This window comes from Kitasatospora sp. NPDC054768 (assembly GCF_053612025.1).
This window is the reverse complement of the sequence record NZ_JBSHBN010000022.1, coordinates 1-13202: the sequence shown is the minus strand read 5'-3', so window position 1 is coordinate 13202 and position 13202 is coordinate 1. Positions and strand designations below refer to the sequence as shown.

General features: G+C 72.7%; 7 protein-coding genes. 2 read left to right on the top strand and 5 right to left on the bottom strand.

The genetic code is table 11. The features are described from left to right. Nucleotides 1-88 precede the first annotated feature (88 nt). On the bottom strand, nt 89-1726 hold the full coding sequence (locus ACWGKU_RS09455) for a peptide ABC transporter substrate-binding protein (protein ID WP_401043469.1): 1638 nt from the start codon (nt 1724-1726) through the stop codon (nt 89-91). Between the two features lie 431 nt (nt 1727-2157). Next, nucleotides 2158-4062 (bottom strand): translational GTPase TypA, encoded by a 1905-nt coding sequence (gene typA / locus ACWGKU_RS09450; protein ID WP_359899557.1) that lies wholly within the window; start codon nt 4060-4062, stop codon nt 2158-2160. A gap of 256 nt (nt 4063-4318) precedes the next feature. Here typA and ACWGKU_RS09445 point away from each other — a divergent pair, with 256 nt between their 5' ends. Together ACWGKU_RS09445 and ACWGKU_RS09440 are read left to right on the top strand one after the other, a co-directional pair. Next, on the top strand, nt 4319-5443 hold the full coding sequence (locus tag ACWGKU_RS09445; protein WP_452177987.1) for a hypothetical protein: 1125 nt from the start codon (nt 4319-4321) through the stop codon (nt 5441-5443). After that, nucleotides 5440-5850: an alpha/beta fold hydrolase gene (locus tag ACWGKU_RS09440; protein WP_452177986.1), complete on the top strand. Its 411-nt coding sequence runs from the start codon at nt 5440-5442 to the stop codon at nt 5848-5850. The genes ACWGKU_RS09445 and ACWGKU_RS09440 overlap by 4 nt, the downstream gene beginning before the upstream one ends. Here ACWGKU_RS09440 and ACWGKU_RS09435 read toward each other — a convergent pair. The 3 genes from ACWGKU_RS09435 to ACWGKU_RS09425 form a co-directional block, all read right to left on the bottom strand. After that, nucleotides 5847-7676: an ABC transporter family substrate-binding protein gene (locus ACWGKU_RS09435; protein ID WP_452177985.1), complete on the bottom strand. Its 1830-nt coding sequence runs from the start codon at nt 7674-7676 to the stop codon at nt 5847-5849. The two genes, ACWGKU_RS09440 and ACWGKU_RS09435, sit on opposite strands and share 4 nt — an antisense overlap. Nucleotides 7677-7769: 93 nt before the next feature. Next, nucleotides 7770-10370, bottom strand: a complete 2601-nt coding sequence (locus ACWGKU_RS09430) for a SpoIIE family protein phosphatase (RefSeq protein WP_401043477.1) — start codon at nt 10368-10370, stop codon at nt 7770-7772. 228 nt (nt 10371-10598) lie between these two features. After that, nucleotides 10599-13040, bottom strand: a complete 2442-nt coding sequence (locus ACWGKU_RS09425) for a SpoIIE family protein phosphatase (RefSeq protein WP_380551677.1) — start codon at nt 13038-13040, stop codon at nt 10599-10601. Nucleotides 13041-13202: the final 162 nt, after the last annotated feature.

The window sequence follows — 13202 nt, the reverse complement described above, 5'->3', positions numbered from 1 at the left end:
CGGCGTGCCAACGGCCGGTGCCAGTCCTCGCCCTCGTGGGGATGGACGGGCACCGGCCGTTGTCACCGGGTCAGGCGGTGCCGACCGATTACTTCTTCTTCTTGACCTCGACGTCGGTGTAGACCGGGTCGCCGAAGGAGTTGAACTTCACGTTCTGGACGTTCTTGGAGTAGCCGGAGCTGGTCTTGTAGTACCAGAGCGGGATGGCCGGCATGTCCTTGGCCAGAACGGCCTCGGCCTGCTGGTAGAGCTCGGCGGTCTTCTCGACCGTGGTGGCGGCGTCCGCCTCCTTCGACAGCTTGTCGAACTCGGGGCTCGAGTAGCCACCGTCGTTGGCCGCGGCACCGGTGCCGTAGACGTCACGCAGGAAGTTGGCGTTCAGCGGGTAGTCCTGCACCCAGCCGGTCCGCATCATGCTCTGGACCTGCTTGTTGGTGATGATGTCGCGCGAGGTCTTGAAGTCCGGCTTCGGGTCACCGAGGCACTCGACGCCGGTCGCCTGGCGGATGGAGTTGCAGACCGCGTCCACCCACTCCTTGTGGCCACCGTCGGAGTTGTACTGGATGAGGACCTTGCCACCGGGGACGCCGCCACCCTCGGTGATCAGCTGCTTGGCCTTCTCCGGGTTGTACTTGCAGGCGTCGCCGCAGGTGCCGGCCTTGTAGCCCATGACGCCGGGCGCCACGAACGAGTCGGCGGGCAGGCGGTTGCCGTTCAGCACGGTCTTGGTGATGGTCTCGCGGTCGATCGCCATCGAGAGGCCCTGACGGACCTTCTCCTTGCCCTGCTCGCTCCAGCCGCCCTGGTACAGCGCGAAGCCGATGTTCTGGATGGCGCCCTGCGGCTGGTCGACCGCGCGCTTGCCCAGGTCGTCCTTGTACTTCGGCAGGTCGGTCGGGTCGACCTGGTCCAGCACGTCCAGCGTGTCGGACATCAGGTCCTTGTACGCGGCCTCACCGGCGGTGTAGTTGCGGAAGACGACACCGCCGTTCTTCGGCTTGTCGATGCCCGTGTACTTGTCGTACGCGGCCAGCGTGATGGCCTTGTTGTGCTCCCACGAGACGAACTTGTAGGGGCCGTTGCCGACCGGCTTCTGGCCGTAGCCGGCCGGGTCGGCGAAGAAGCCCTCGGGCAGCGGGAAGAAGGCCGAGTAGCCGAGCTTGTACGTGAAGTACGAGACCGGGCTGGTCAGTTCGATCGTGAAGTGGGTGTCGTCGACGACCTTCAGGCCGGACATCTCGGTGGCGGTCGGGTCACCCTTCTCCGGGTGCACGGCGTCGTAGCCGACGATGTCCGAGAACCAGTCCGAGTTGATCTGGTTGTTCTTCGGGTTGGCCGACCAGTTCCAGGAGCCGACGAAGGACTTGGCGGTGACCGGGGTGCCGTCGTGGAAGGTCCAGCCGGACTTCAGCGTGACGGTGTAGTTCTTGGCGTCGGTGGTCTCGATCTTGTCGGCCACCTGGTTGCGCAGGGCACCGGTCGCGGGGTCGTAGTCGACGAGGCCCTTGAAGAGCTGCTTGACGATACGGCCGCCCTGGTTCTCCATGGCGTTCGCCGGCTGGAGCGGGCGCTGCGGCTCCGCGCTCTGGTAGCTGAAGCTGGCCCCGGGGTCGACCGCAGCGCTGTCGGAGCTACCCCCGGAGGAGTCGCTGCTGCTGCACGCAGTCGCAGCGAGGGCGACAGCAACAGCTGCGACAACCCACTTGGCCTGGCTCGCACCGCGCATCGGTGTGCCTCCTGAATTCGACGTTGCAACGAGGAGGGCACTGCGGAACGGTGATCACCGGGCCCGCTGTGCCGTCCGCGCTCGTGGTTTCGGCGCGCACCCCTGCGCGTTCACCCTTGACCCGAGCCTGACTGCACCCACTATCCGTCACGCACGGACACGAAAGTGACCAGTGACGATCTCAATTAGGTCACATGAACAGTCGGTAAGTTTCGAAAACCGGACATTTGAGACATAGCCAGACAGGCACCAAACGGACAGTCGTCACGGATGACGAACTGTCACGTCCGCTCAGCGGACACTCGGCTGTGATGAGCGCTATTCCGTGAATAGCGGCCCCGACAACTTGGAGTAGTTGAAAAAGTTCGCCCCCCTCTCCATGGGAAAGGGGGGCGAATCATTCCGGCCAATGGCCGTTCAGTGCGTCCGGATCACGCCTTCTTGGCGCGCGAGGCAGTGCGTCCGCGGTCCTTCTGGTCAAGGACGACCTTACGGATGCGAACCGTCTCCGGGGTCACCTCGATGCACTCGTCCTCGCGGCAGAACTCCAGCGACTGCTCCAGCGAGAGCTTGCGCGGCGGGACGATCGACTCGGCCACATCGGCGTTCGCCGACCGCATGTTGGTGAGCTTCTTCTCCTTGGTGATGTTCACGTCCATGTCGTCGGCACGCGAGTTCTCACCGACGATCATGCCCTCGTACACCTCGGTGCCCGGCTCGCAGAAGAGCACGCCGCGCTCCTGCAGGTTGGTCATCGCGAAGGCGGTGACCACGCCGGCCCGGTCGGCGACCAGCGAGCCGTTGTTGCGGGTGGTCAGGTTGCCGAACCACGGCTCGTGACCCTCGTGGATCGAGTGGGCGATGCCGGTGCCGCGGGTGTTGGTGAGGAACTCGGTGCGGAAGCCGATCAGGCCGCGGGACGGCACGACGAACTCCATCCGGACCCAGCCCGAACCGTGGTTGGACATGTTGTCCATCCGGCCCTTGCGGATGCCCATGAGCTGCGTGACCGCGCCCATGTGCTCCTCGGGCACGTCCACCGTGAGGCGCTCGACCGGCTCGTGGGTCTTGCCGTTGACCTCCTTGGTGACCACCTGCGGCTTGCCGACGGTCAGCTCGAAGCCCTCGCGACGCATGGTCTCGATCAGGATGGCCAGCGCCAGCTCACCGCGGCCCTGCACCTCCCAGGCGTCCGGACGCTCGGTGTCCAGGACGCGCAGCGAGACGTTACCGATCAGCTCGCGGTCCAGGCGGTCCTTCACCTGGCGGGCGGTGACCTTGCGGTCCACCTTGCCGGCGGCCTTGGCGTCCGCGCCCTTGCCGCTGCCACCACGGCCCACCAGCGGGGAGGTGTTGGTGCCGATGGTCATCGAGATGGCCGGCTCGTCCACCGTGATCAGCGGCAGCGCGATCGGGTTCTCCGGGTCGGCCAGGGTCTCGCCGATCATGATCTCGCCGATGCCGGCGACGGCGCAGATGTCACCGGGGCCCGCCACCTCGGCGGGCTTGCGGGTGAGCGCCTCGGTCATCAGCAGCTCGGAGATGCGGACGTTCTGGATCGAGCCGTCACGCTTGATCCAGGCCACGGTCTGGCCCTTGCGCAGCTCGCCCTGCTCGACGCGGAGCAGCGCGATGCGGCCGAGGAAGTTGTCGGCGTCCAGGTTGGTGACGTGGGCCTGGAGCGGCGCGGCCTCGTCGTAGCTGGGGGCCGGGACGTGCTCCAGCAGGGTGGAGAAGAACGGCTCCAGGCTGGTGCTGTCGGCCGGGACGGTGCCGTTCTCCGGCTTGGTCAGCGAGGCGACACCGTCACGGGCGCAGGCGTAGACGATCGGGAACTCGATCTGGTCCTCGTCCGCGTCCAGGTCCAGGAACAGGTCGTAGGTCTCGTTGATGACCTCGTCGATCCGGGAGTCCGGACGGTCGGTCTTGTTGATGCAGAGGATGACGGGCAGGCGGGCCGTGAGCGCCTTGCGGAGCACGAAGCGGGTCTGCGGCAGCGGGCCTTCGGAGGCGTCGACCAGCAGGACGACCGCGTCCACCATCGACAGACCGCGCTCGACCTCGCCACCGAAGTCGGCGTGGCCCGGGGTGTCGATGATGTTGATGGTGATCGGCGCGCCACCATCCTTGGGGTGGTACTTGACCGCGGTGTTCTTCGCGAGAATGGTGATGCCCTTCTCGCGCTCCAGGTCGTTGGAGTCCATCATCCGGTCATCGAGGTGCTGGTGGGCGGCGAAGGCGCCGGCCTGCTTGAGCATGGCGTCGACCAGCGTGGTCTTGCCGTGGTCGACGTGGGCGACGATGGCGACGTTACGGATGTCGTTGCGCGTGGGCATGCCTAGCGGATTCTCCCGGAATCGTGGGTTACGGCGCCCGGCCGCGAGACGCGCACTTGCGACCTCTTCGGTCGCCGCCACCCGTTCCGCCTGCTACTACCGGTCCACCCGCCGGGCATATCGACATGCCTCGGCTTCCTCCTATCGTACGGGGAAGCGCCCAGGTGAGCAGAAACGGGCAGGTCGCACGGGATCAAGATCACAGGTGGGTCACATGCCCTTCACCCCGCGGCCCGCCTCCGACACTCTTCCGTCCGTGATCCAACACCTCCGGGCCTCGCTGCCCTGGCTGTTCCGCGCCGTCGGCGCCGTGCTCCTGTACCTGGCGATCCTCCACGGCCTGCCGGGCCCAACCGCTCTCGGCTGCGCGATCGGCTTCCTGGTGGGCCAGGAGCCGCTGTCCGACCTCTGGTTCCTGCTCACCCACCGGCTCTGCGGCGGGCGGCTGTACTGCGCCTCGTACGGCAGGGGCCGGGCCCTGTGGAGCGGCTCGGTCGCCGGGGTGCCCGTCGAACTGGGGCTGCGGCCGACGAGCGGATTCCTGTTCCCCTGGGGCCTGCTGCCGGTCCGCGCGCCCCGGCTGCGGCTGTGGCTCGCCTCGGTCGCACGGTTCGGAGTCCACGCGGGGCTCGGAGCCTGGCTGGCGGCCTCCGCCACGGAACTGCCCCGGGGCATCGGCCTCGGGCTGCTGTTCTCCCTCGCCATGACCGCGGTGACCACCGCGACGAGCCCGGTCAACTCCCTCTGGGCCGTGTTCGTCATGCCCTTCCGGCCGGGCTCCGTGACGGTCGACGCCGAGTCGCCGAGCGCCGTCGAGGCCGAGCGGTTCCTGGTCCGGGGCCGGATCTCCGAGGCGCGCCGCGAGCTGGGCAAGGGCACACCCATGGTCCTCACCGCTGCCGGGATCGCGCTGGCCGAGGGCCGCTACGAGGAGGCCGAGCGGCTCACCGACGAGGCCTTCGAGCGGGGCCACACGCCCGCCGACTCAAGTGTGGCCTTCATCGCCGCCATGGCCCTCGTCGGCCGCGCCGACGCCGGGGAGCACTCCCCCGCGCGGGCCGGAGCACTGCTGGAGCCGTATCTCGTCCGACTGGGCGTCCACGACCGGACGCTCGCCCGCGACTTCCTCCCGGCGGCCGAGCTCGCCCGGTTCCAGAACGATCCGCGGGCCGCCGTCCGAGCGGCCCGCCGTCTGTCGAACGCGGTCGGCTCCCGCTTCCACCGGTCCCTGGCCTGCTGCTCCCTCGCCGCAGCCCTCATCGCCGACGGGCGTCCGGAGGAGGCCCGCGAGGCGCTCGCCCGGGCCCGCCGGGAGTGCCCCGGACTGGCCCGGATCGCCGAGGTCGAACGCATGCTGGAGCCGGTCGAGGCGGCCCGGTGAGTGTCCCGATCGTCCTGACGCGCGGCACCCGGTTCAGTGCCGGGCAGTGGAGCCCCCAGCTGTCCGCGCTGCGGGAGGAGTTCCCGGTGGTGGCCGTCGACCTGCCGGGGCACGGGGCCAGGCGCGGCGAGCCGTGGAGCCCGACGGCCGCCTGCGCGGCGGTCGCGGCGGGCGTCGAGGAGCTGGGCCGCTTCGAGCCGGGTGCCCTGCGCCGGATCGAGGCGCCGGTGCTGATCCTGAACGGGGAGAAGGACCCCGCCTTCCGCTCCGGCGAGCGGGCCCTCGCCGCCGCCCACCCGCGCGGGCGGGCCCGGGTCCAGCTGGTTCCCCGGGCCCGGCACCTCGCGAACCTCGACGCTCCGGAGGCCGTAACTGACGCCGTGCGCCGCTTCGCCCGGGAGCTCTAGCGGAGCAGGCCCACGTCCTGGAAGCGCGGCCACCCGTAGCCGTACGCGCCCGCGCCGGCCACCCCGGTCCGGACCCCGACCAGCTCCGGCCGCTGGTAGAGCGGGACCGAGTGGCCGAGCTGCCAGATCCGTACGTCCGCCTCCTGGAGCAGGCCCAGCCGGGCCTCCGGGTCCGGTTCGGCGGCCGCCCGGTCGAACAGCCGGTCGATCTCCTCGGTGCCGCTGCGGCCGAAGTTGCCGCCCGGCTCGGGCACGCCGTCCAGGTCCGGCCGGGGCTTGGCGTAGACGGAACGCTGTTCGACCGCCGGGCTGGGGCCGGCCGGCCAGGAGAGGAGCGCGAGGTCGTAGTCCCCGGCCGCCAGGTGCTCCCCGACGAAGGACTCGGCGGGCGCGGGCACCCGCTGCACCGCGATCCCGGACTCCCCGAGGCCTGCGATGAGCGCGTCGGCGGTGCGCTCGGCGGTCGCCGAACCGGCCGGGACGAGCAGCGAGAGGGCGAGCGGCTTGCCGTCTTTGGCCCGGGTGGCCCCGCCGGCGGGCCGCATCCAGCCCGCCTCGTCCAGCAGCCGGCCCGGGTCCGCCGGACCGGCCGCGTCGCTGTTGTCCCGGTAGCCCTGCTGGTCGCCCGCGAACAGGTGGCTGCCCAGCGGGGCGGCGGGCAGGCCGAGCGGGGTGAGCGCGGCGTCGGCGATCCGCCGCCGGTCGACGGCCCGGGTGAGGGCGCGGCGCACCAGCGGGTCGGTCAGCGGGCCGCGCGCCGCGTTGAGGGTGAGCTGGGTGAGCGAGGCCGCGGCGGCCCGGTGGACGGTGACGTCGGGCAGCGATTCGGCCCGCCGCAGCGCCAGTGCCGCCGCCTCGGGCGCGGCCGCGGGCGGCGGCGCGGCGGAGGCTGACGCGGAGGCGGAGGCAGAGGCAGAGGCAGAGGCAGAGGCGGACGGCTCGGGAGGGGCGGCCGGCGCCGCCCGGTCCACCGCCGCGGTGAGCGGGGCGATGTCCAGGCGCTCCTGGTCCAGCGCGTCCAGCCGCTGCTCGGGCCGCACGGCGAGGAAGTCGATCCGGTCGGCCTTCGGCGGATCGCCCCACCAGAGCGGGCTGCGCACCACGGTGACCGTCCCGCCCTCGGCGTCGTACCGGGAGAGGGTGTACGGGCCGGCGTCCGGCCGGCCGCCGTCGGCCGGCGTCCGGGGAGCAGCGGCCGGACCGGCCGTCTCGGCGGCCGGGTAGAGCGGGCCGAACAGTGCAGGCCACTCCGCGTACGGCCGCCGGAAGGTCACCCGCACCTCGTGCGGGTCGGCGCCCTGGGCGACCGAGTCGATGGCGTCGTACCCGGCCGCCTTCCCGCTCCGGCGGGCCGGGTCCGGGCCGGACAGCGCGGTCCGCTGGGCGTCGAGGTCGGCGGCCGAGATCGGGGTGCCGTCGCTCCAGACGGCGCTCGGGTTGAGCCGGTAGGTCACCACCTGCGGCTGCTCCCCGGGCGGGGTGGAGTCGACGCCCGCCAGGTAGTCGGGGTCGGGGACGAGCCGGCCGTGCTCGTCGGGCCGGAACAGCGAGGGGTACAGCGCGTGGGCGATCAGCGCCGAGTCGGCGGTCGCCGCGCCCTGGTAGACGTTCAGCGTGGCCGGGACGCCGTCCACCGCCCAGCGCAGCGTGCCGCCGTCCTGGACGGCGGTGCGATCGGCGGGCCCGACGTCCCCGGTGGTGGCGGTGGGGTCGGCCGGGGCGGGCACGGGGGCGGGGGCACGGGGGCCCGGGTCGTCGGAGCAGCCGCCGAGAGCGGCGGAGAGCAGCAGCGCGGCGGCTGCGGCGGTGAGCTGGCGGACGCGCATGGCGGCTATCGAACGCCGCCGCGGGCGCCCGGGCCGCGCCGACACGGCGGGCCGCCGGGCGACTGCACCCGTCCGGCCCACCGTTGCGGGCGGCTAGAGGGCCAGCTCGAACCAGACGATCTTGCCCTTGGGCGTGCGCCGGCTGCCCCAGCGCTCGGCCAGCAGGCTGACCAGTTGCAGGCCGCGCCCGCCCTCGTCGGTCTCCTGCGCGCGCCGCTGCCGGGGCTGCGCGTAGCCGTCGTCCCAGACCTCGCAGACCAGGCTGCGCTCACGCAGCAGCCGCAACCGGATCTCGCCCCGCCCGTGCTTGAGCGCGTTGGTGACCAGCTCGCTGACCAGCAGCTCGGTGGTGTCGACCAGCTCGTCCAGCCCCCGGGCGAGCAGCCAGCTGCACGCCAGCTCCCGGGCCTTGGCCACCGAGGTGGGCTCGGGCGGCAGGAACCAGTTGCCGACGGCGTCGTCGGGGAAGGCGTGCACCTTGGCCATCAGCAGGGCGATGTCGTCCTCGCCGTGGTGCGGGTTGAGCTCCCCGAGCACGTGGTCGCAGAGGTCCTCCAGCCCCTTGCCCTCGTGGGAGAGCGCGGAGCGGAAGGCCCGCAGGCCCTCGTCCAGCGGGTGCTTGCGGCTCTCCACCAGGCCGTCGGTGTAGAGGCCGAAGACGGCGCCGTCCGGGAGGTCGATCGCGACCTCCTCGAAGGGCTCGCCACCGACGCCGAGCGGCAGGCCGGGCGGCACGTCGAGCATCCGGGCGCCCTCGCCGGGGCTGAGCAGGACGGGCGGCAGGTGGCCGGCGTTGGCGATCCAGCAGCGCCGGCTGACGGCGTCGAAGACCGCGTAGACGCAGGTCGCCAGGTAGACCTCGCGGGCCTCCTCGTCGGCGGTCGAGGTGAGCCGGCCGTACGGGGTGGGCGGGCCGACCGGCACCGAGTCGTCGCCGAGGCCGCGGGCGATCTCGTCCAGGGCGGTGAGCACCTCGCCCGGTTCCAGGTCGAGCATGGCCAGGGTGCGGACGGCGGTGCGCAGTTGGCCCATGGCGACGGCGGCGCGCAGGCCGCGGCCCATCACGTCGCCGATGACCAGCGCGGTGCGGTTGCCGGGCAGCGGGATGACGTCGAACCAGTCGCCGCCGACCTCGGTGTTGTTGTTGCTGGGCAGGTAGCGGCAGGCGATCTCCAGGCCGCTGGCGGCCGGGTTGCCCGGGGGCAGCAGGCTGCGCTGGAGGATCAGCGCCCGCTCGTGCTCGCGCCGGTAGAGCCGGGCGTTGTCGATGCAGACGGCGGCGCGGGCGACGAGTTCCTCGGCGATCGCGACGTCGCGGGCGTCGAAGGGCTCGCTGCCGATCGCCCGGGAGAGCTGGACGAGGCCGAGCACCTGGTCGCGGGCGACCAGCGGGACGATCAGGGTGGAGCGCAGCAGCGGGTCGCGCCCGGGCTCGGGGACGACGCTGCGGCCGGTGCGCAGCGCCCGGGCGTGCGGGGAGCGGCGGGGGTAACAGAGGGTGCCGCCGGCCTCGGCGATCGGCAGGCCGGTCACCGAGCCGAGCACCGAGGAGGCGCCGCCGACCACGCTGGAGACGGCGACCCGGCGCAGTTCGCCGCTGCCGTCGGTGAGCACGGTGTCGCCGAGCCGGCCGGCGCTGGGCACGGTCTCGCCGGAGAGCAGCGCGGTGTAGAGGTCGACGGTGGCGAGGTCGCAGAACGGCGGGACGACGACGTCCAGCAGTTCCTTGGCGGTGGTCTCCAGGTCGAGCGTGGAGCCGATGTGCGCGCTGGCCTCGTTGAGCAGGGCCAGGTTGCGGCGCACGCCGTCGGCCTCGCGCTCGGCGACGTGCCGGCTGGTGACGTCGGAGACCTGCCCGGCGACGCCCATGGTCTGCCCGGCGGAACCGTTCAGGCGGTACAGCGAGACGGCCCAGAGCCGGTTGCCCTCGCGGGTCGGGACGGCGCCGTGGAAGCGCAGGTCGAAGACGGGCTCGCCGGTGGCCAGCACCTTGCGCAGGGCGGCGGAGAGCCGGTCGGCCTCGGACGGCGGGAAGAGGTCGTGCGGGGTGAGGCCCTCCAGGTCGGTGGGGACCAGGCCCATGCCGGAGGCGAAGGCGTCGTTGACCCGCTGCAGCCGCAGCCGGTCGTCGAACAGCACGAAGCCGGTGGGGGTCTGCCCGAAGACGGCCTCGGAGGCGGCCAGGTCGGTCTCGATCCGGCGCAGCCGTCCGAGGTCGACGGCCAGGCAGGTGGCGCCCGCCGTGGGCAGGGAGCTGTCGGGCATCAGGTAGAGCTCGGCGAGGCCCTCGCCGCCGTCGGCGTCCCGGTACGGGGTGGTGCCGACCCATTCCTCGCCCGCCAGGGTGCGCTCCAGCCGGGCCCGGCCGCGCTGCCAGAGCTCGCGGGGGACGAAGGTGGAGATCGGGTCGGCGCCGACGGCCTCGGCGGCCGGGACCCCGAAGAACTCGGCGGCGCGCTCGCTCCACTGGCTGATCCGCCCGTCGGGGCCGATCGCGAAGGTGGCGACCCGGATGTAGTCGTAGATCGAGCCGGGGTCGCCCGCGCCCCAGGGCCGGTCCTCGGCGACGGGGTGGTGGCCGCGGCCGACGGGCGCGCCGTCCGGTACGGGCAGGTGCGAGGAGCCGGCCTGCCCGGGTACAGCGGCATGACCGCTGCTCCTCGGCGACACGCTCCGCGCCGGAGTGCTGTTCAACGGACCGACCCCTCCAACCCGCGACCGTCCGGATGTCGAGAAGACCGAGTATTCATCATCGAGGGGTACGTTCACACGCCCTCAACATCACAACATCAGATCGGGCGAAGGTTTTTGTCCTACCGCCCGCGCAACCACAATGCCACGCCCGCGCCCCCTTCCGGAGCGCGCGCTCCCCCTGAGCGCCCGATGGCATATGCGGCACCCCCTCCTCGCTGTTCGCTCCGCTCACGATCCGTCCGGCTCATTACCCGGCAGCGCCTGCTCGAACCAGACCACCTTGCCGATCCCCTCGGCCCGGGCGCCCCAGTGCAGGGCCAGCCGGTGGACCAGCTCCAGACCGCGCCCGCCCTCGTCGGCCTCGGCGGCGTGCCGCTCCTGGGGCGGGTCGGGCAGCGGATCGGAGATCTCGACCAGCAGCGTCTCGCCGAGCGTCAGCCGCACCCCGATGGGGGCGCTGGCGTACCGGACGGCGTTCGTCACCAGCTCGCTGACCAGCAGCTCGGCGATGTCGGTGAGCTCCTCGACGCCCCACTCGGCGAGCGTGGCGCGGACCAGCCGGCGTGCCCGGGAGACGGCGGTGGGCTCGGCGGGCAGGGTCCAGCCCGCCGTCGGGGTGCCGGCCTGGCCGTGGCCGAGCCGGGCCAGCAGCAGCGCGACGTCGTCCGGCTCCCGGCCCTGCTCCATGGTGTCCAGCACCGCCTCGCAGGCGGCCTGGATGGAGGCGTGCGGCTCCTGGAGCACCGTGATCAGCCGGCCGAGGCCGACGTCCAGGTCCTTGTCCCGGGACTCGACCAGGCCGTCGGTGCACAGCGCCAGCAGGCTGCCCTCGGGGATCTTCAGTTCGACCGATTCGAACGGAACTCCGCCCACCCCGAGCGGGGCGCCGGAGGGCAGGTCGAGGATGCGGCCGGCGCCGCCGCGCAGCGGGCCGCCGTTGCGGGTCGGCTCCGGGGCGGCCTCGCCCGGCACCACCAGCACCGGCGGGATGTGCCCGGCCTTGGCGACGGTGAGCCGGGCCGTCGTCGGGTCGAAGACCGCGTAGACGCAGGTGGCCAGCAGCGCCTCGTCCGGGCCCTGGGCGAGGTCGTCGGCCAGCTCGTGGACGTGCCGCAGCAGGACGTCCGGCGGCAGGTCGAGGGCGGCCAGCACCCGGACGGCGGTGCGCAGCCGTCCCATGGTGGCGGCGGCCCGCAGGCCGTGGCCCATCACGTCGCCGACCACCAGCGCGGTGCGGTCGCCGGGCAGCGGGATGACGTCGAACCAGTCGCCGCCGACCTCGGTGCCGCTGCTGCCGGGCACGTACCGGTAGGCGACCTCGACGCCGGTGGGCTGCGGGACCTGCTGCGGAAGCAGGGTCCGCTGGAGGGTGAGCGCGGCGGTGCGTTCGCGGGCGTAGAGGCGGGCGTTGTCCAGCGAGCTGCCGGCCCGGTCGGCCAGCTCCACGGTGAAGGCCAGGTCGTCCCGGTCGAAGCCCTCGCGGTAGCCGGACCGGCTGACCAGCAGCAGGCCGATCACGATGCCCCGGGCGCGCAGCGGCACGACCAGCATCGAGTGCACGCCGAGGTCCCGGGCGGCCTGCATCTTCGGGTCGCCGGGGTAGGTCACCTCGTCCAGCTGGTCGGCGCCGGACAGCGGCTCGGGCACGCCGGTGCGCAGCACCCGGCCGCAGACGGAGTCCTCGGCGAAGGTGATCCGGGCGCCGCGGCGCAGCATCACGTCCACCTCGGGGCCGTCCTGGACGGAGGCGGTGCCGAGCTGGAGCAGCGAGGTGCGCCGGTCGTGGCCGTGCCGGGGCAGGTCGTCGCCGTGCGCGACGGCCTGGAGCAGGATCACCGCCGAGTGGTCGGCCAGCCGGGGGACGACCGAGCCGGCCAGCTCCTGGGCGATCCGGGAGGCGTCCAGCAGGTCGCCGACCCGGGAGCCGAACTCGTTGAGCAGCGAGAGCCGGCGCCGGGCGTGCTCGACCTTGGCGACCGCCCGGTAGCGCTCGGTCACGTCCATCACGGTGCCGGAGATGCCGAGCACCCGGCCGGAACGGTCGGTCATCCGGCTGTAGGAGATCGAGCGGTAGCCGGCCCGAGTGGTGACCGGGGAGGCCAGGGTGACGTCGATGACCGGCTCGCCGGTGGCCAGCACCTGGCGCTGGATGGCGGTGATCTCGTCGGCGGCCCGCTCCGGCAGGGTCTCGCCGGTGGTGCGGCCGACGTGGTCGTCCAGGGCGACGCCGTTCATCTCGGCGAGGGTCTGGTTGACGGCGGTGTAGCGCAGGTCGGTGTCCATGATGGCGATGCCCAGCGGGGACTGCTCGAACAGCGCGTCGCGCACCGCGAGGTCCCGCTCGACGGCCTGGACGGCGGCCGCCTCGGCCATGTTGACCTGGAGGAACGGGGTGCCGTCGCCGTCCACCAGGAGGGAGATCCGGGCGTCCACGGCGACCGGGGAGCCGTCCCGGTCGCGCAGCTCGGCGGGGCCGGCCCAGCGGCCGTGCCGCAGGGTGTCCTGGATCGCGCGCCGGATCCGGGCGACCTGCTCCCGGTCGGGGATCAGCTCGTCGATCCGGCGGCCGACCAGCAGCTCGTTCGGCCAGCCGAGCAGTTCCTCGGCGGCCGGGCTCCAGAGCACCACCCGGCCCGCCGTGTCCAGGATAGCGATGGCGACCTTGAGCATGTCCAGCAGGCTGCCCTCGGCGGGCGCGCCCGGGCCGCCGGGACCCCCCGTGCCGGCCGGACCGCCCGGGGCGTCGGCGGGCCCCCCCGGGGACCCCCCCCCGGGGCGGCCGCGCCGCTACGACCCAGTCGCATATAACACACAAACGCCGCCCCCGACAAA